A 15302-nucleotide genomic window follows, 5' to 3' on the forward strand; every position below is an offset into this window, starting at 1 on the left:
ACTGGTTGGCGATGCTGGCTCCCTCGCCGGCGCCCTCATCGGCCATCGACTTCTTCGGCGCGGCCTTCTCCTTGGGCGCCTTCTCCTTGGCGGCTTCCTTCGCAGCAGGAGCCGGGACTTCGGCAGCCGGCGCGGGCTCGGCCTTGACTTCAGCCTTGGCAACGGGCGCGGGCACCGGCGCCTCGATCGCGGTCTCGCGGAAGGCGCGCTCGAGCTCGTCGAGCGAGACCTCGCCGGGACGCAATGGGCGCTCCAGCGTCTGCTCGATCAGCGAGCCCGAGGTCAGCTCCTTGGCGGGTGCAGGCTTTGCCTCGGCAACCGGCGCCTCCGGCGCCAGCGGCGGGGATTCGGCGACGGGAGCGCTAGCAGTGCCGGCCGCCATTGCCGCCATGCCCTGCTCGACCATCGCTTCCAGCTTGTCGATGAGGTCGCGGTCGTTGCCTTCAGGCTCGGCTTCGGTCGCCTCCAGGCCGGCCAGGATCTCCTTGATGCGGTCGATCGAGGACAGGATCACCGTCACCGCCTGCCCGGTCACCGGCATGCCGTCACGGAATTTGCCCATCAAGGTCTCGCCGGCATGCGCCAGCGCTTCCAGCCGCGGCAGTCCGAGGAAGCCGCACGTGCCCTTGATGGTGTGGACCAGGCGGAAGATGTTATCCAGGATCTTGGCGTTGTTCGGCTCCTGCTCGAACTTCACCAGCTGATTGTCCACGGTGTCCAGGCTCTCGCTGGTCTCCGTCAGAAACTCCCGCAACAGATCATCCATGAGCTACGCCTTACTGACCTGGATTTGAACTCGACGCCTGAGCCACCCTTGGCACGGACGGACGCCTATCCTCGATCGTTAGACATCCCCTTTCACAGTCCCGTTAATTTCATCCTCCGTCCTACTACGGATATTGAAGCGAAGTTTGCGGTTCGATCGCGTGCCCCAGCGCTTTTCGGCAAAACCGGCTCGACGCCGCCGAGGAGTCGGCGTGCGAGGTAAACGGGCCGATAACAGCCCGACGAGGCGCGCGGGAAAGTCCTGCTCGCGAAGAGCATTGGAGACGGCCTGCGGGAGGTTGAACCGAACCGCCCGCAGCCGGCGGTGTTCTCGTGACCTGCGCTTCGCGGTATTGCCGCGACGTGCGCGGTCCGCGCATGAGGTAAACGAACTCTTACCCTGCAGCCATAGCGGCTCGTGCCGCGCTAACCTGGCCGCAGCCGAGGCAATGCCGCCGCCACGATGCTCTGGCAGGCAATGCGGCATGACGATGCCGATGATCATCAGATCGAGCTGGGTCGTGTTCGAGCGAGCGCAGCCCGGCTTCACCAGCCTCGACCATCGTCACCCGAAAATTGTTGGACTACGCCACAACCTTTAGGTTAATATCTGCTAGAATTACAACTGAGCGACGAACGGGCACTGCCGACGGATCCGATGGACGCGTCGTGCTGTTTCCCGGAACTGCTTCCATGCTTGAAATCGGAGCTTTCCTTCCAGTCGCTGCCGCAAGCGCGCCGTTTTGCAAGCACGAAGCGCCGCAGGAAGCGATTGCCGCGGCCGGACAACCTGTCTCAATTGCCAATATATCCCGGCCTGTACATGATTGAACTTACCGCGCAGGGCCGTGATTTCGCATGTCGCGATTCGACGGTGCAGGAACAGGGGAGGCAGCTTTGGCAACGATGGCGCGTCCACCGAACGGATTCCTGTCCGCACTGTCGGCGGACGATTATGAATTGATCCGTCCGCACCTGCGAACGGTTGATCTGCCCCATGACGCAGTGCTGGCCGAGACCGGCGAGACGCTCAAGCGCGCCTATTTTCCGCACCGCGGCGTCATCTCGCTGGTGGTGGAGCTGGCCGGGGACGAGCATGTGCAGGTCGCCATGATCGGCCGCGACAGCCTGCTCGGGACGCTCTCGATCATGGGCGAGGCGTCTGCATTGAACACCGCCCTTGTGCTGGTTCCCGGCGTCGCCTCGGTGGTGGATCTGGACCCGCTGCGGATCGCCGCCGACCAGAGCAGCACCCTGCGCACGTTGCTCACGCGTCACGGGCTTGCGGTCTACGTCCAGGTGCAGCAGACCGCCGGCTGCAACGCCGCCCATCCGGTGGAGTCGCGGCTGTCGCGGTGCCTGTTGCACACTCATGATCTGTCGGGCGACTCCCGGCTGCTGCTGACCCAGGAGACCATGGCACGGATGATCGGGGCGCGGCGCAACAGCGTGTCGCTGGTCGCCCACGCCTTGCAACAGGCCAATTTCATCCACTACAGCCGCGGACACATCCAGATCATCGACATCGAAGGCCTGCGCCAGACGGCGTGCGCATGCTACGCCACGGTGAAGGCCCAGTACGACCGGCTGCTCGGCATACGCTGAACGCCGCGTGCGATTGGTAAACCGCCGGCTAATGCCGGTCTTCAAACACCGGCCATCCTGCTACCGGAACTGAAATTCCGATGCCGTAGACACGGGACGTACCTCGCGCCGCCACGTGCCGCGCGACAACGAACGATGATCAAGGCAAGCAAGCCCATGTTTGACGCATCCGTCGCGCCTGCGCAGAACGCGCTTGATGCCGAGCCCGCGCGCGAGCCGCGCGCGTACGAAGCGCTGGTGCGCGAGATCGGCGAGGATGCCGCCTGTGAAGTGCGCGATGTGTTCTGGAGCGAGACCCGTGCGCGCCTGCAACTGTTCCGCACGCTCTCGCTTGCGCAGCACCACGCCCGGATCGCGCGCGAGGCGCATTCGCTCAAGAGCGCAGCCGGGACGTTCGGCTATGTCAGGCTCGCAGCGCTGGCGTTGCGGCTGGAAAAGACCGCGGAGGGCCTCGGCGAGGCCGAATTCCGCGCTCTCCTGGACCGGATGGATGCCGCCTACGCCGCCGCGCGCGCGCAAGAGCCGCAGGTCTAGCTAGAGCCATCTTCCTTCCGATCGAAGTCGGACGGGAATCGCGCAGCATCTCGCATTGACGCGTTTTTCTTGCGCGAACCGGTATCCACTCCGCTCGAAGACGCTCCGGCGCGGACCGCGCGAAGCCCGCCGTACTTCTACGGTTTGGGATGTTCATAGATGGCTAATCATAGGAGGTGATAGTCCCGGGGAAAACCAGGAGGGTTTCCAATGTTCAAGTACGAGACGGCAGACCAGAAAGAGGTTCGTCGCTTCCGCATCGCACAGTTCAACGGCCGGATGGCGACAGTGAAGGCCGGCGAGTCCACCGTGACCGGTTTCGTGCGTTCGGTGCTTGAGCAGGAATCGAGCGTGCCTCCCCGCTGGACCATCACGATCATTCCGAACGCGCCGAAGGAAGAGATCAAGCCGCTGCGTCGCGTCTCCCCCGCGCGTCCGTTCGCCGAAGATTATTTCTGAGCAGGACGGGTTTCCGAACGTCTCGAGAGATGTCGCGGGCGCATCGCCTGCCGGCGACGCAGCACGCCCGCCTCAGTCGATCGAATGCAGTAGCGCCGCACGGACGAGATCCGCGGTGTTGCGCGCACCGAGCTTGCGCATCGCCTCGGCGCGATGGCTCTCGAAAGTGCGCGGGCTGATCTGCATGCGAAGCGCGCCCTGCTTGTTCGAATAGCCTTCGCTGATCAGCCTCAGCACCTCGCGCTCGCGCTTGGTCAGCCGCTTCTGGCCCGACGGACCGACTGGCTCGGCGCTGGGCACGCGCTGCGGCTGCAGCGCGCGGGCGGCCTTCGATTGCGCCTCCTCGGTGCTGGACGGGATCGGCAAGCCGCCCTTGTGAGGGCCGGCAAGCTGCTTGACCAGACCGCAAACGCGCTCGGTCTGTACCAGCGCGTTCTCCACCACCCGCTGCAAATAGGCACGATCGCCCGTAGCAGGCACGAGCTGATCGCTGTGGTGCTTGATCTCGCCCATGTAGAGCAGGAGCGCAGTCAGGGGGCCGTTGAGCTCGCGGGCGATGGCCGCGGCCATTTCGTCGGCCGCCTTGGCACGGGCGGCGCTCAGGCGGACGAAATCGGGCTCTTCAGCCGGCGCAGCGCCGACTTCGTCCCATTCCGACGGCCGCGAATCAGTGGCCGTATTATTCGGTGACCCCATATCACTCGTTTAGCGGAACCGAGGCCGGTCTGTGCTTAACTTTTTTCTCCGTAAGACTACGGTGATTTGGGCTCTTTTGCGCTAAAAAGGCGGCTTCGGCACAATTTGTGCTTGCGTGCGGCCGCCCGCGATCGTGCAGCGGTTGAGTTCCGGCCGACATCTTAGGCGGTCAGACGGAAAACTCCCTTGATGGCCGCCTCCGACCGATGCCCGTCCCCCGGCTTTTACGGATTAATTAACGGCGACTTGCTTCTCTAGGGAGGTTGAGCGCGCAAATGCCTCCACGCATTGGGCCCGCAAGCCAGCGGGACACGCTGCGAAAGATGCGTGCCATGAACGAGATCGATCGACTGTCGGAATTCCTGCAGAGGCTGACGCCGCTGTCGCGCAGCTGTCTGCTCAGCGAGCTCGAGCGGCTCGAGCTGTGCGGCATCGACATGCCGGGTTCGGCCGACATCCAGTCCCGCTTGCGCGCCGAGTTCCGCAAGGACGGATCGACCCAGGCACGCGCCACCAACCCGTCGCGCTATTTCTTCGCGCCGCTGCAGCTGCTGCTGATCGACGGCGCGCCCGAGCATGCCAATCTGGGCCGGATCTCGCGCAACACCCTCACCCCGATCTGGGAGTGGATCTGCCGCGACCTGCTGCCGACCATGGCGCGCGACTACATCAAGGCAGTCAACGACCAGATCGCGGCGAACGACCCGAAGGAGGTGCAGAAGATCGCGTCGACCTTCCAGACCAAGGTCGTCAAGGTCCTCGAGAGCACCCTCACCTCGTCCGAGAGCACCGAACTGGCGCGAGCCAAGCTCGCGCAATACACGGCCTCGCGCACTGCCTTCGACGACGTCGTGAAGATGCTGCATGTCTTGCGCGCCGGCGATGCGCTACCGAAGTTCAACGAGAAGCTGCCCGAGAGGATCGCGAAATTCGACGACGGCCAGGTCGCCCAGACCACCGCGCAGCTCGACGCCTTCAAGAAAGCCCATCCCGAGGCGCTGCCCTTCGCGCTGGCGCTGGTGGCGCGGCGTCTGAAGACGTCCTGGCAATTGGTGCGGCTTGCCACCAAGGCTGCTCCGAGCAAGGCCGCCGCGGACATTGCCGCCACGCCCTATGCCTGCGTCGTTCACATGGTCCTCGACCGGCTCGACGACAAGCGCCTCGCGCTTCGTATCGCGCTCCGAAACAACCGGGTGCTGGTCGCCCGCGACCTGCTCGCCGAAATCTACGACACCGAATATGCGCTCAAGGTCCGCATCGACGGCATCGAACATTGCGACTGGGGCGTCCGTCTCCAGCAATTGATGGACGCGATCGCGAAGCTGGTGTCCGCCGAGGTGAGCCGCTTCCCCGCCAATGTGGGCCACATTCTCGGATCGCGGCGGCTGCGCAGCCACGACACTCTCGGCGGCAAGCTGACTTATCTGGCCTGGAAGGGACGCGACGCGATGCAGGACGGTGCGGCGGCGTTCCGCAAGTTGATCGGGCAAAACTAGGCGCGCGGCGCGCGCGGCAGGCTCAGGAAACGGTCGAAAAACCGCCCGGACAGCACGAATCTGAACCACCAATACATCATTCGCCGCATCGTCATTGCTGTAGTCCTCGACAGCCCACCACCGGCTGCGCGGAGCAATAGCGCAGGTGCAGCAATGTGCGTGTGATGTGCTTCACATTCTCGGCCACCGGACCGGTCGCGTTGTCGCAGAACCACCGCGCGCGAAAGCGCAGTATGCGCGCATGGCGGGAAGACGAGCTCTTCCGGTGCAGCCGTCGCTCCGATGCGCGGCAAGAGCTGCCGAAGTGGAATTGCCGATGAGCCCGGCTCGACGAGATGGAGGATGGTGGGCGTTGCCAGTGCGCGCGCTGACGCTCACGTCGACGACAATGGCGCAGACGTCACCCCCGCAAGGCAATTGCACACCGACCAACGACAAGCACCACCAGCCGCGCCCCTCGAGCGAGCAGGCGGGCTGGCGTGACACGAGAAAGTCGCCGGCAATCAATCCTCCGCCGGCCTCATCGCTGCGTCGGCGACCGCATTGCGCGACGCAGTCGAGCGGCAAACTGCACGCCCATTGCGCGCGGCAGGCATTTCACGTGCGTCGACCGTCGTTGTGCGTGCGATGCCTGGGGATGCGGATTCTTTTCGAAGATTCTGTCGAAATATTAGCTCGAATTGCAGAGCTTAACGTTACCCAAATTATTCAAGAACGATGTGAAGCTCTCCTTATTTGAACCCACGCTCGCCGTTTAAAAAACCGTCACGGAACGGGAGTGGTGGACGATGAACGATGGGATGACTGAACTCGTCGGACGGAGGCCTGTGACCTTCGGACGACGAAAGGTGACGCCGCGCGCCTGCGTGGCCGACAGCAAGCGTCACCTGCGCGCCTTTCTCAGCGAGGTGCTCGAGGATCTCGGCTTCGTCACCTGCGAATGCGCCAGCGCAGACGAGCTGCAAACCGTGCTCGCCACCGAGTTGCCGGACCTGATCCTGCTCGGCGTCGCAGCCGATGGCATCGAACCGGGACGATTCCTCGAGATCCTGGTGCGCGAGGCATTTGCCGGCAGGGTCCTCGCCGTCGGTGCCCGCGAGTCGATCATCGTCAAAGCCGTGCGGCAGGTCGGTGAGGAATACGGCCTTGCGATGCTGCCGCCGCTGACCACGCCCTTTGCCGCGGAGACGCTGCGCGAGCGTGTTGCGATGCTGCTGCCGGAGGAGCCGGCGCCGAGTCCGGCGGTGCATGTCGGCGAGGCCCTGCACGCCGGCTGGCTCGAGCTCTGGTACCAGCCCAAGATCGACGCGCGCACGCTCGTCCGCAGCGGCGCCGAGGCGCTGGTGCGGATGCGGCATCCGACCTGGGGCGTGGTGCCACCGGCCTATTTCATCCCGGAGCCGCACGATCCGCATTTCCGCGGTCTGTCGGAGTTCGTGATCGATCGCGCCGTGCAAGACTGGCACTATCTTCTGGAACAACAAAGCCCGGTCGATCTGTCGATCAATCTTCCCGCCTCCTATCTGAGGGAGCCGCACGCGGTGCGCGATCTCTGCCGGCGCGTGCCGACGCATCCGGCCTTCGGCGGCCTGACGGTCGAGATCGACAGCGACGAGGCGATCCGCGAGCTCGATCTCCTGACCGAGGTCGCGCGCGAGGTGGGCCTGCACAATATCGGCCTGTCGATCGACAATCTCGGCACCAACTGGCCGTCGCTGATGGAGCTCGACAGAATTCCCTTCGTCAAGCTGAAGGCCGATCGGCAATTCGTCACCGGCAGCGGCGGTGACCGGCTGAAGCGCACGGTGTGCCGCCACATCGTCGAGCTGGCGCAGAGCTTTGGCGCGCGCACCGTGGCTCAAGGGGTCGAGAGCCGCGCCGACCTCGTCGCGGCGAACGAGCTCGGCTTCGACCTCGTGCAGGGCTTTCTGTTCGGCAAGCCGATGCCGCTGAAGAAGTTTGCAAGGAGCGCGCTGACGCGGACGGTGATGGGGGAGGCGTAAGGCACAGCCTCACGCAAACCGCCGCGCGAAGAAGACGCAGACGACCACGAGCGCGGTCGCGGCGATCATGCTCCAGGCGACGGGCTCGCGCAGCAGGAAGCCCGCGAGCGCGAGACCGAAGAACGGCTGCAGCTGCTGCAACTGGCCGACACGGGCAATGCCGCCGACGGCGAGCCCGCGGTACCAGAAAATGAAGCCGACGAACATGCTGAAGACGGAGACGTAGGCGAGCCCGATCCAGGCGGGCACAGTGACGCCGCTCCAGGTCGACGGCCATGTCAGAATCGCGAGCGCCACCATCAACGGCAGCGCGAGCAACAGCGCCCAGGAGATCACCTGCCAGCCGCCGAGGCGGCGCGACAGCGCGGCGCCTTCGGCATAGCCGAGGCCGCACAGCACGATCGCGGCCACCATCAGGAGATCGCCGGCGAGCGACGCCGAGCCGTCGCCAGCGAGGGCGAAGCCGGCCACCGTTGCGCTGCCGAGCACGGCGAACAGCCAGAACAGCGGCTGCGGCCGCTCACCGCCGCGCAGCACACCGAAGATCGCCGTCGACAGGGGCAAGAGGCCGATGAAGATGATCGAATGCGCGGAGGTGATGTGCTGAAGCGCGAGCGCCGTCAGCAGGGGGAAGCCGACCACGACGCCGACGGCGACGATCGCGAGCGAGGCGAGATCCTTCCGTGCCGGCCGCGCCTGACGGAGCAGGCCGAGCAGCGCAGCCCCCAGCAGCGCGGCGATCACTGCGCGCGCGGACGTCAGGAACAGCGCCGAGAAGCCGCCGACCGCAACCCGCGTCGCCGGCAACGACCCGCTGAAGATGATGACGCCCAGGAGACCGTTGCCCCAGCCGCTGCCCGCAGATTGCATGTCACCTCATTCCCTGGCGCGGCCATCTATCCGCTTCGACCGTGGCGAAGCCAGCGACAATCCCATACAATCTGACGAAACTGTATTGGTATGGAAGGCGATACACATTGGGCGCCGACACGCGCATGAAGGGCCGTAACGGCACGCGGACCGCGGACGTGATGAGCGCGGTGCGCGCCAAGGTCGCGGGCCGCGTGCTCGGTGCCGGCGACCGCCTTCCCTCGATCCGCAGCCTTGCCGCGACCATGGACGTTTCACCCTCCACGGTGGTCGAGGCCTATGACCGGCTCGCGGCCGAAGGCCTGATCCGCGCGCGCCGCGGCTCGGGCTTCTATGTCTCCCCGACGGCAACGCCGCCGCTCGCGCTGGCCGAAGTCGAGCCGCGGCGCGATCGCGAGGTCGATCCGTTCTGGGTGTCCAGGCAGTCGCTCGACGCCGATGCGGCCGTGCTCAAGCCCGGTTGTGGCTGGTTGCCGGCAGACTGGATGCCGGAGGCCGGCTTGCGGCGGGGCGTCCGTGCGCTGGCGCGGGCCGACGAGAGCCTGCTGACCGACTATGGCAGCACGCGCGGCGCACTGGCGCTGCGCCGGCTGCTGATCACGCGGCTGGCCGACGATGCAGTTGAGGCGTCAGTCGACCAGCTCATGCTGACGGGCTCGGGGACGCAGGCCACCGACCTCGTCTGCCGCTTCCTGCTCCGTCCCGGCGACACCGTGCTGGTCGACGATCCCTGCTACTTCAATTTCCGAGCATTGCTGCGCGCACATCAGGCAAGGATCGTCGGCGTGCCCACCACGCCGTCGGGCCCGGACGTCGCCCGCTTCGAGCAGATCCTCGGCAGCGAACGGCCGCGGCTCTACATCACCAACTCAGCTCTGCACAATCCGACCGGCGCGACGCTGTCTCTTGCGACCGCGCACCGGCTTCTGACCGCGGCTGCCGCGCACGACCTCACCATCATCGAGGACGACATTTTTGGCGACTTCGAGCCGGAGCGCTCGCCGCGCCTTGCCGCGCTGGACGGTCTCACGCGCGTGATCCGCATCGGCAGCTTCTCCAAGACGCTGTCGGCTTCGGTGCGCTGCGGCTACATCGCGGCCCGCGCCGACTGGATCGAGCATCTCGTCGACCTCCAGGTCGCAACCAGCTTCGGCGGGCCGAGCCCGGTCGCGACCGAGATCATCGCGAAAGTCCTGGTCGGCGGCAGCTATCGCAAGCACATGGACGAGCTCAGGCAGAGGCTCACGCGCACGCGTCGCGACGTCGCGCGAAAACTTCAGGCCCTGGGGATCGAGCCGTGGCTGATGCCGCGCGGCGGCTTCTTCCTGTGGTGCCGCCTTGCCGACGGGTTGGATGCCACGGCTGTTGCGCGTGCCGCGCTCGAGGAGGACGTCGTGCTCGCGCCGGGCAACGTGTTCAGCGTATCGCAGTCGGCGTCGCACTTCATGCGCTTCAACGTGGCACAGATGAGCGAGCCGCGAATGTGGGACGTGCTGCGGCGGGCTTTGAAGTCGGCACCCGGAATCACCGGCAGCTAATACAACGGCTCCTCATACACCGGCTCGCCGTCGAGCAGCAGACGCTTGATGGCGGCGCGGCCGGAGGGCAGCACGGCGGCGACGACCCGCAACTTCTGCTGGTTGCGGGCCTGCTCGAGCTTCCGGCCCTCGCCCTCGGGCACGAAGTAGCTTTCCAGACCATATTTGATCATCAGCTTGTCACAGAAGGTGCGTCGGCCGGATCCACAGGACCCGCCGTAATTGGCGACGCGACCGCGGATCAGCACTTCGCGCGCCGTGACCGTGACGGGCTCGGCATGCACCGAGACCGCCGCGTAGAGGCCGTTAGCGTCGGGTGCAAGCTTGACGAACACGACCGGATTGCGTGCGTCGGCCGGCTGGCCGGCGAGCGCGCCGGCCGGCAGTTGCGAGATGTCGTAGCGGAGCACGACATAGTCGCCGCGCAGGAGATCGCGGGGATCGACCGGCTGAGTCTGCAAGGTCACCTCGGTGCCTTCGCGCAGGATCTGCATACGGTCGGCAACCATCAGGACCAGCAGCGCACATTGAACGAGGATGGCGGCGACGAACAGCGCCGCTTTCGGGATGCGCTGCCAGAACCCGGCGACGGACGCGATCATCTCGTTCATCGCTCGGCCCTCGGCAGCATGCGGTTGAGCGCGGTTGCGAATAGGACGGCCACCACGCCCGCGGCGGCAAGGAAAGCCGATCGGCGCAGCAGCGAGCCCTTCACGGCCCAGGTGATGCCCGCAATGACGCCGGCGATCCCGAGCCAGCCGGCAACGATGCGCGGACGCGCTGCATCGAGCATGCCGGACACGACGAGGCACAGCATGGCGCAGAGCAGCGCGGCATAGGCGAACCAGGGCTCGCCGGCCGCGGATGCCGGCCAGAGCGGCGCCGCGACCAGCACGAGCCCGATCGCGCATCCTGCCAGGACTTCACCCGGGCGCCTGGTGATCGCGGCAGACACAAGCGCAAGGATCACGCCGGCAACGCCGCACAGGATCGCCCAAAGCGGCTGGGATGGCACCGTGGCAGTCCGGAGGCGGATGATGTCGTCGACGGTCGTCACTTCCAGGACGGCAACGCCGGCCAGCGACAACGCTCCGTAGATCGACAGAACTGTTCCGAGGCAGAGCGCCCGCGGCGAGGGTGCTGCGGCGATCGCGAGCCCGGCGCCGAACAACAGGGCCGCACCGTTCGCGAGCACGAATGACGGCTGGGCTCCATCGAATTCGAAGCGGAGCGACGTCGCAATCCACCACGGCAGCACTGCGAGCGCGACGAGATGAGCCGCAGCGCGCGAATTCCAGGCGAAGGCGAGGCCTGCTGCGACCAGCCAGGCCGCCACGAACGGAAGATGCAGGACGTCGGGCGCATCGTAGATCCGCATGCACGTCCAGATGCTGGCGGCGACGAGACTGACCGCGAGCGCACCGCGCGAGCCGGTCAAGAACGCGGCGGCAAACGCGCCGATCGACCACAGCAGCATGCCGCCGGCAAAATCCTCGCCGAGATGATACATCTGGCCGACCAGCGCGATGCCCGCACCGAAGATGATCGCCCCGATGCTCGCGCAGAGATCGGCGAGACCGTTGCGGCCGGTCGCAGCGAACCAGGCGCCGAGCGCGCCGGTGACGACCATGCCGGCGAGCAGGATCGCGAACCGCAACAGCCGCGCGATCTCGGTCCAGTGCGCCGCCACGAAGGCGAGGAACGCGGCCGCGATCAGGAGGCCGCCGACGATGGCGACGACCACGGCGATGTTGATGGCGGCCGGAAGCGGCGGCAGCGCATTGCGGATGGAGGCGGCCGCCGCCGGCGCGATCACGCCATCAGCTTCCCATTGCGCAAGATCGGCTTCGAGGCGCTGCCGGTAGGATTTGTCGAACATCGTTGGGGATCACCAGGGTCCCGCCGGATGGCGGCACGTTGCTAGGTCGGATCGCGCGAGGAGTGGGTTCAAGCGGGCGGCGGGCTGAGGGTCTTTCCGGCAGCAGCCACAAAAAGCACGAAAACAACCCCATGCACAGTAGACGGCGGCTGCAAGATCAAGGACTTACGCAAGGCCGAAGCCGTCTGCCAATCACAGCGATCCCCCTCGATGCCGATCGATTGGCGAAAAGGAAGTAATTCCCGCTTAAATTGAATCAATCCATTTGAAATCATCAGCCGGGGAATCAGAATTTACAACTGTCGGTTGAAGCGACGATTACATTGACGCAAGCGCCATCCTGCTCCATCGAGGGAATTTTTCCAGCGGCACAGATTCGGGTCTTTCCCGATTTCAACCAGCATGAGAAACTCCCGCCAAGCTGAGCAAGCATGAAGTTCTGCCCCCTTGCCGCGTCGATTCTGCGTTCTGGAGTCGCCCCGTGTTTGGTGCTGGATCATATCCTTCGATTGCCGGAGCTCCATCGAGCCACCCCGTCTTTGCTTCAATGCCGTTGCTATCGAGTAGGCAGCCTTCGCACTGCCCGGCTCGCGAGAGCCAGTGCCGGGAATTCCGGCACGGCACTGACGATCACGTAATAGCCGTTCGCACCTGAGGGCAGGATCGCGAGGTCCTGTATTTCCTGTCCGGAGCAGGCCATGCATCGTGAGCCGTGGTTGCATGTATGGGACAAGAACGAGTCCTGCGACCGAAAGACGTTGCTCGAGTCGCTCGCCGGCGCGGGCATTCGCCCACGCCCGTTCGATTCCAGTTCGGAGGGCGACGGAATTCTGTGCATCGCGCGGTTGAACGAGGACATTTGCGAATTCGTTCGCGAGCACACGCGCAATCACGGGCGGGTCCTGGTGCTGGAGACCGCTGGCGCGGCCGCAGACGGTGCGCAGGCCTGGCAGCTGTTGCACGCCGGCGCATCAGACCTGTTGACATGGTCGTCGGCAGCCGGCGTCGCCGAACGCATCAAGGCGCGGTTCGCGCGCTGGCAGGCCGTCGACGCGCTCATGCAATCCGCAGCGGTAATGGACCGGCTGGTCGGCGTGACCGCAGCGTGGCGCGCGACGCTGCGCCAAGTCATCGAGATTGCCCGCTTCACGTCCGCCTTTGTCCTGCTGACCGGCGAGAGCGGCACCGGCAAGGAGTTGCTCGCGCGTCTCGTCCATCAGCTGGATTCGAACGCGGCCGAAAGCGAGCTGGTCGTCGTCGACTGCACGACGATCGTGCCGGAACTATCCGGCAGTGAGTTCTTCGGACACGAACGCGGCGCCTTCACCGGGGCCGTGGCGATGCGCGACGGCGCTTTCGCAGCGGCCGACGGCGGTGTGTTGTTTCTCGACGAGGTTGGCGAACTCCCGATGCCGCTGCAGGCGCAGCTGCTGCGCGTCATCCAGGAGGGCACCTACAAGCGCGTCGGCGGCAACGTCTGGCGGCACGCCGCGTTTCGCCTCGTCAGTGCAACCAACAAGAACCTGATCGAGGCGATCGCGGACGGCTGTTTCCGCAACGACCTGTACTATCGCATCGCCAGCTGGGTGGTCCGGGTGCCCAGCCTGCAGGAACGACACGAGGACATCCTGCCGCTGGCGCGGCATTTTCTGCGCGTGTTCCGCCCCGACATTCCGGACCTCGACTTCGAGCCCGCGGTGCGCAGTTTGCTGCTCGCGCGGGTGTATCCGGGCAACGTCCGGGATTTGCGACATCTTGTGGCGCGCATCGCGAGCCGCCATGTCGGACCGGGCCCGATCACCGTCGGCGATGTGCCTGTCGACGAATATCCCGTAATCGGCGCCGGAGATGGCCAGTGGCTCAACGCGGATTTCGAGCAGGCGATCCGCCATGCGGTCGACATTGGAGCCGGATTGAAGGAAATCAGCCAGGCCGCCGCCGAAACCGCCATACGCATCGCCATCGACAGCGAGGACGGGAGCCTGCAGCTCGCCGCGCAGCGCCTTGGCGTGACAGACCGTGCGCTACAGATGCGACGCGCCGCGCGGCGCGCTCACAACGGCAATTCGGGCACTTAGTCGAGAGGATCGGTCGAAGCGTTTTGCCGTAGCGCGATGACCGCCGGCAATCCGGCTTCGAATTCGAACGTGTCCGGTGGGATCCGGAAGTTGCTTGCCACAGTTCCCCTCGTTTCTCCGCGGGTCGACCGGCTTGTTGCGACGCGCGATCGTTTCGATGAGCATCATCACTTGAAGCAAGGGTAGAGGCTGAGAGGATTGATCTGCTGCTTTGCCACCCAATCTCTCAACCGCCGGACACGCTGCGACACTGCGCTTTGTCGCAGCTCGAACATCTGATTGATCATGCGTATGCCGCCACGGATCCTCTCCTCGAGGATGGTCATGTCGCGCCAGATCTCCTTGTCGGTCTTTTTCGGACCTGGTTTGGCGAGGTGAGGGGCCTGGCCCCAGGCCCGAACGGACGGGATCAGGAACTCGATCGCGTCGCTGAATTCCGGTTCTGTCATGTCGACGTACCGATCGTACCGGTCCACGGCGTCAGCCGTCAGATACCGCATGTCGTTTCCAGGCCGTGCAATCTGGTCAACAAGACACAGGATTCGCCGTCGCTTCGCCTCGTTGACGGGCATGCCGAACTGGTCCCACTTGCCGGTGCGCCCAAACAGCTCGCGGGCTCTCAGGATGACCCGCCCGATATATTCGGGGTCTTCCTCGATGTTGGGCGTGGGGGCCGGGAAGCGCGCTCTGACAGGCTCCTGAGCAAATGAAATTTCGCGCTTGCTCTCAATGAGCACGCCACGGTTTTGCGCGCGTCCCTGCACCGCGCTGTTGTCGGCAATGTAGGAACCGGGCGATGCCGCGGCAACTCCGACCTTTCCTCTCAGATACCTCCAGTCGGAGCCGGCAAGCTGCTGGAGCAATTGCGCCATCTGTCGAGCGCGGCCGAGACGAAGGGCTCGGTTGTCTTTCTCCCGGCCGACGCAATCGCTGTAACCGGTGATCGAGATGGTGGTGCTGGGATTGGCGCGAGCGACCTGGATGATCTCCTTGAGCCAGCTCCTCAGCGCGGCGTCTCTTCTCAGGGACGCTTTCGGAGCGGGCTGATCGACGCCGAAATCCATGACCAGCAAGCCGCCGCTGCTGGGCCTGGTGACGTCGGATGGCAGATGCCCTTGCGCGGTTCGGGACCTCTCCACGTCGCCCCGCTGATACGGCGGACACACTGCCCGGGGCGTCGGCGCTTCATATTCAGCGAAGGCGCCTTCGGACTCGGCCCATCCGGTTTCGTACTCGTCAAACTCCGGCTCGAATTCGAACGCCTCGGGTTCGATATAGAACTCCTCGGGCGTCGCCTGGCCCTGCGCCGGCCACAGGTTGCGGGTGCGGAACGGCTTGGAGATATTGAATGGGCTCGTCATGTCACCCTCCCGTTGTCG

General features: G+C 65.3%; 14 protein-coding genes. 7 read left to right on the forward strand and 7 right to left on the reverse strand.

The features are described 5' to 3' along the window. Together ACM42_RS10130 and ACM42_RS10135 are read right to left on the reverse strand one after the other, a co-directional pair. The coding region (locus ACM42_RS10130; protein ID WP_271527788.1) for an Hpt domain-containing protein at positions 1-766 on the reverse strand (766 nt) is incomplete at its 3' end. Between the two features lie 78 nt (positions 767-844). Next, the gene (locus tag ACM42_RS10135) at positions 845-1270 is read right to left on the reverse strand and encodes a hypothetical protein (RefSeq protein ID WP_271527789.1); all 426 of its coding nucleotides are present in this window, start codon (positions 1268-1270) and stop codon (positions 845-847) included. 401 nt (positions 1271-1671) lie between these two features. Here ACM42_RS10135 and ACM42_RS10140 point away from each other — a divergent pair, with 401 nt between their 5' ends. The 3 genes from ACM42_RS10140 (at position 1672) to ACM42_RS10150 (ending at position 3363) form a co-directional block, all read left to right on the forward strand. Beyond that, positions 1672-2370: a Crp/Fnr family transcriptional regulator gene (locus tag ACM42_RS10140; RefSeq protein ID WP_271527898.1), complete on the forward strand. Its 699-nt coding sequence runs from the start codon at positions 1672-1674 to the stop codon at positions 2368-2370. A 156-nt stretch (positions 2371-2526) separates the two neighbouring features. Then, positions 2527-2904 carry an Hpt domain-containing protein gene (locus ACM42_RS10145; protein ID WP_271527790.1) on the forward strand — a complete coding sequence of 126 codons (378 nt, stop codon included), beginning with the start codon at positions 2527-2529 and terminating at the stop codon, positions 2902-2904. A 210-nt stretch (positions 2905-3114) separates the two neighbouring features. Continuing rightward, the gene (locus ACM42_RS10150; protein WP_271527791.1) at positions 3115-3363 is read left to right on the forward strand and encodes a hypothetical protein; all 249 of its coding nucleotides are present in this window, start codon (positions 3115-3117) and stop codon (positions 3361-3363) included. A 72-nt stretch (positions 3364-3435) separates the two neighbouring features. On the opposite strand, the gene ACM42_RS10155 is transcribed toward ACM42_RS10150, so the two are convergent. Continuing rightward, complete coding sequence (locus tag ACM42_RS10155) at positions 3436-4059, reverse strand: LuxR family transcriptional regulator (protein ID WP_271527792.1); 624 nt, start codon at positions 4057-4059, stop codon at positions 3436-3438. Positions 4060-4391: 332 nt separating this feature from the next. Here ACM42_RS10155 and ACM42_RS10160 point away from each other — a divergent pair, with 332 nt between their 5' ends. Both ACM42_RS10160 and ACM42_RS10165 read left to right on the forward strand, forming a co-directional pair. Then, entirely contained in the window at positions 4392-5555 is a 1164-nt protein-coding gene (locus ACM42_RS10160) for a hypothetical protein (protein ID WP_271527793.1), read from the forward strand. A gap of 788 nt (positions 5556-6343) precedes the next feature. Continuing rightward, positions 6344-7558, forward strand: a complete 1215-nt coding sequence (locus tag ACM42_RS10165) for an EAL domain-containing response regulator (RefSeq protein ID WP_271527794.1) — start codon at positions 6344-6346, stop codon at positions 7556-7558. A 9-nt stretch (positions 7559-7567) separates the two neighbouring features. Here ACM42_RS10165 and ACM42_RS10170 read toward each other — a convergent pair whose 3' ends face one another. Further along, entirely contained in the window at positions 7568-8428 is an 861-nt protein-coding gene (locus ACM42_RS10170) for a DMT family transporter (RefSeq protein WP_271527795.1), read from the reverse strand. Between the two features lie 125 nt (positions 8429-8553). Between ACM42_RS10170 and ACM42_RS10175 the strand changes: the two genes are divergently transcribed. Continuing rightward, entirely contained in the window at positions 8554-9966 is a 1413-nt protein-coding gene (locus ACM42_RS10175; protein WP_271527796.1) for an aminotransferase-like domain-containing protein, read from the forward strand. Here ACM42_RS10175 and ACM42_RS10180 read toward each other — a convergent pair. Both ACM42_RS10180 and ACM42_RS10185 read right to left on the reverse strand, forming a co-directional pair. Then, positions 9963-10577: a GDYXXLXY domain-containing protein gene (locus ACM42_RS10180; RefSeq protein ID WP_271527797.1), complete on the reverse strand. Its 615-nt coding sequence runs from the start codon at positions 10575-10577 to the stop codon at positions 9963-9965. The two genes, ACM42_RS10175 and ACM42_RS10180, sit on opposite strands and share 4 nt — an antisense overlap. Continuing rightward, entirely contained in the window at positions 10574-11845 is a 1272-nt protein-coding gene (locus ACM42_RS10185; protein WP_271527798.1) for a DUF2157 domain-containing protein, read from the reverse strand. The genes ACM42_RS10180 and ACM42_RS10185 overlap by 4 nt, the downstream gene beginning before the upstream one ends. 698 nt (positions 11846-12543) lie before the next feature. On the opposite strand from ACM42_RS10185, the gene ACM42_RS10190 reads away from it, so the two are divergent. Continuing rightward, a complete protein-coding gene (locus ACM42_RS10190; RefSeq protein WP_271527799.1) occupies positions 12544-13923 on the forward strand; it encodes a sigma 54-interacting transcriptional regulator in 1380 nt (459 codons plus the stop codon). A 167-nt stretch (positions 13924-14090) separates the two neighbouring features. Here the strand turns inward: ACM42_RS10190 and ACM42_RS10195 are convergent, their stop codons facing one another. Beyond that, positions 14091-15284, reverse strand: coding sequence for a hypothetical protein (locus tag ACM42_RS10195; RefSeq protein ID WP_271527800.1), 1194 nt, complete (start codon positions 15282-15284; stop codon positions 14091-14093). Positions 15285-15302: the final 18 nt, after the last annotated feature.

The organism is Bradyrhizobium sp. CCBAU 25338, from assembly GCF_028128965.1.
GTDB lineage: Bacteria > Pseudomonadota > Alphaproteobacteria > Rhizobiales > Xanthobacteraceae > Bradyrhizobium > Bradyrhizobium liaoningense.

Bases quoted from the DNA above. Each gene is read 5' to 3' on its own strand.
- ACM42_RS10185 (WP_271527798.1), bottom strand. From the start codon at position 11,845: ATGTTCGACAAATCCTACCGGCAGCGCCTCGAAGCCGATCTTGCGCAA.
- ACM42_RS10150 (WP_271527791.1), top strand. From the start codon at position 3,115: ATGTTCAAGTACGAGACGGCAGACCAGAAAGAGGTTCGTCGCTTCCGC.
- ACM42_RS10170 (WP_271527795.1), bottom strand. From the start codon at position 8,428: ATGCAATCTGCGGGCAGCGGCTGGGGCAACGGTCTCCTGGGCGTCATC.
- ACM42_RS10180 (WP_271527797.1), bottom strand. From the start codon at position 10,577: ATGAACGAGATGATCGCGTCCGTCGCCGGGTTCTGGCAGCGCATCCCG.
- ACM42_RS10165 (WP_271527794.1), top strand. From the start codon at position 6,344: ATGAACGATGGGATGACTGAACTCGTCGGACGGAGGCCTGTGACCTTC.
- ACM42_RS10155 (WP_271527792.1), bottom strand. From the start codon at position 4,059: ATGGGGTCACCGAATAATACGGCCACTGATTCGCGGCCGTCGGAATGG.
- ACM42_RS10190 (WP_271527799.1), top strand. From the start codon at position 12,544: ATGCATCGTGAGCCGTGGTTGCATGTATGGGACAAGAACGAGTCCTGC.
- ACM42_RS10195 (WP_271527800.1), bottom strand. From the start codon at position 15,284: ATGACGAGCCCATTCAATATCTCCAAGCCGTTCCGCACCCGCAACCTG.
- ACM42_RS10145 (WP_271527790.1), top strand. From the start codon at position 2,527: ATGTTTGACGCATCCGTCGCGCCTGCGCAGAACGCGCTTGATGCCGAG.
- ACM42_RS10175 (WP_271527796.1), top strand. From the start codon at position 8,554: ATGAAGGGCCGTAACGGCACGCGGACCGCGGACGTGATGAGCGCGGTG.
- ACM42_RS10135 (WP_271527789.1), bottom strand. From the start codon at position 1,270: ATGATCATCGGCATCGTCATGCCGCATTGCCTGCCAGAGCATCGTGGC.
- ACM42_RS10140 (WP_271527898.1), top strand. From the start codon at position 1,672: ATGGCGCGTCCACCGAACGGATTCCTGTCCGCACTGTCGGCGGACGAT.
- ACM42_RS10160 (WP_271527793.1), top strand. From the start codon at position 4,392: ATGAACGAGATCGATCGACTGTCGGAATTCCTGCAGAGGCTGACGCCG.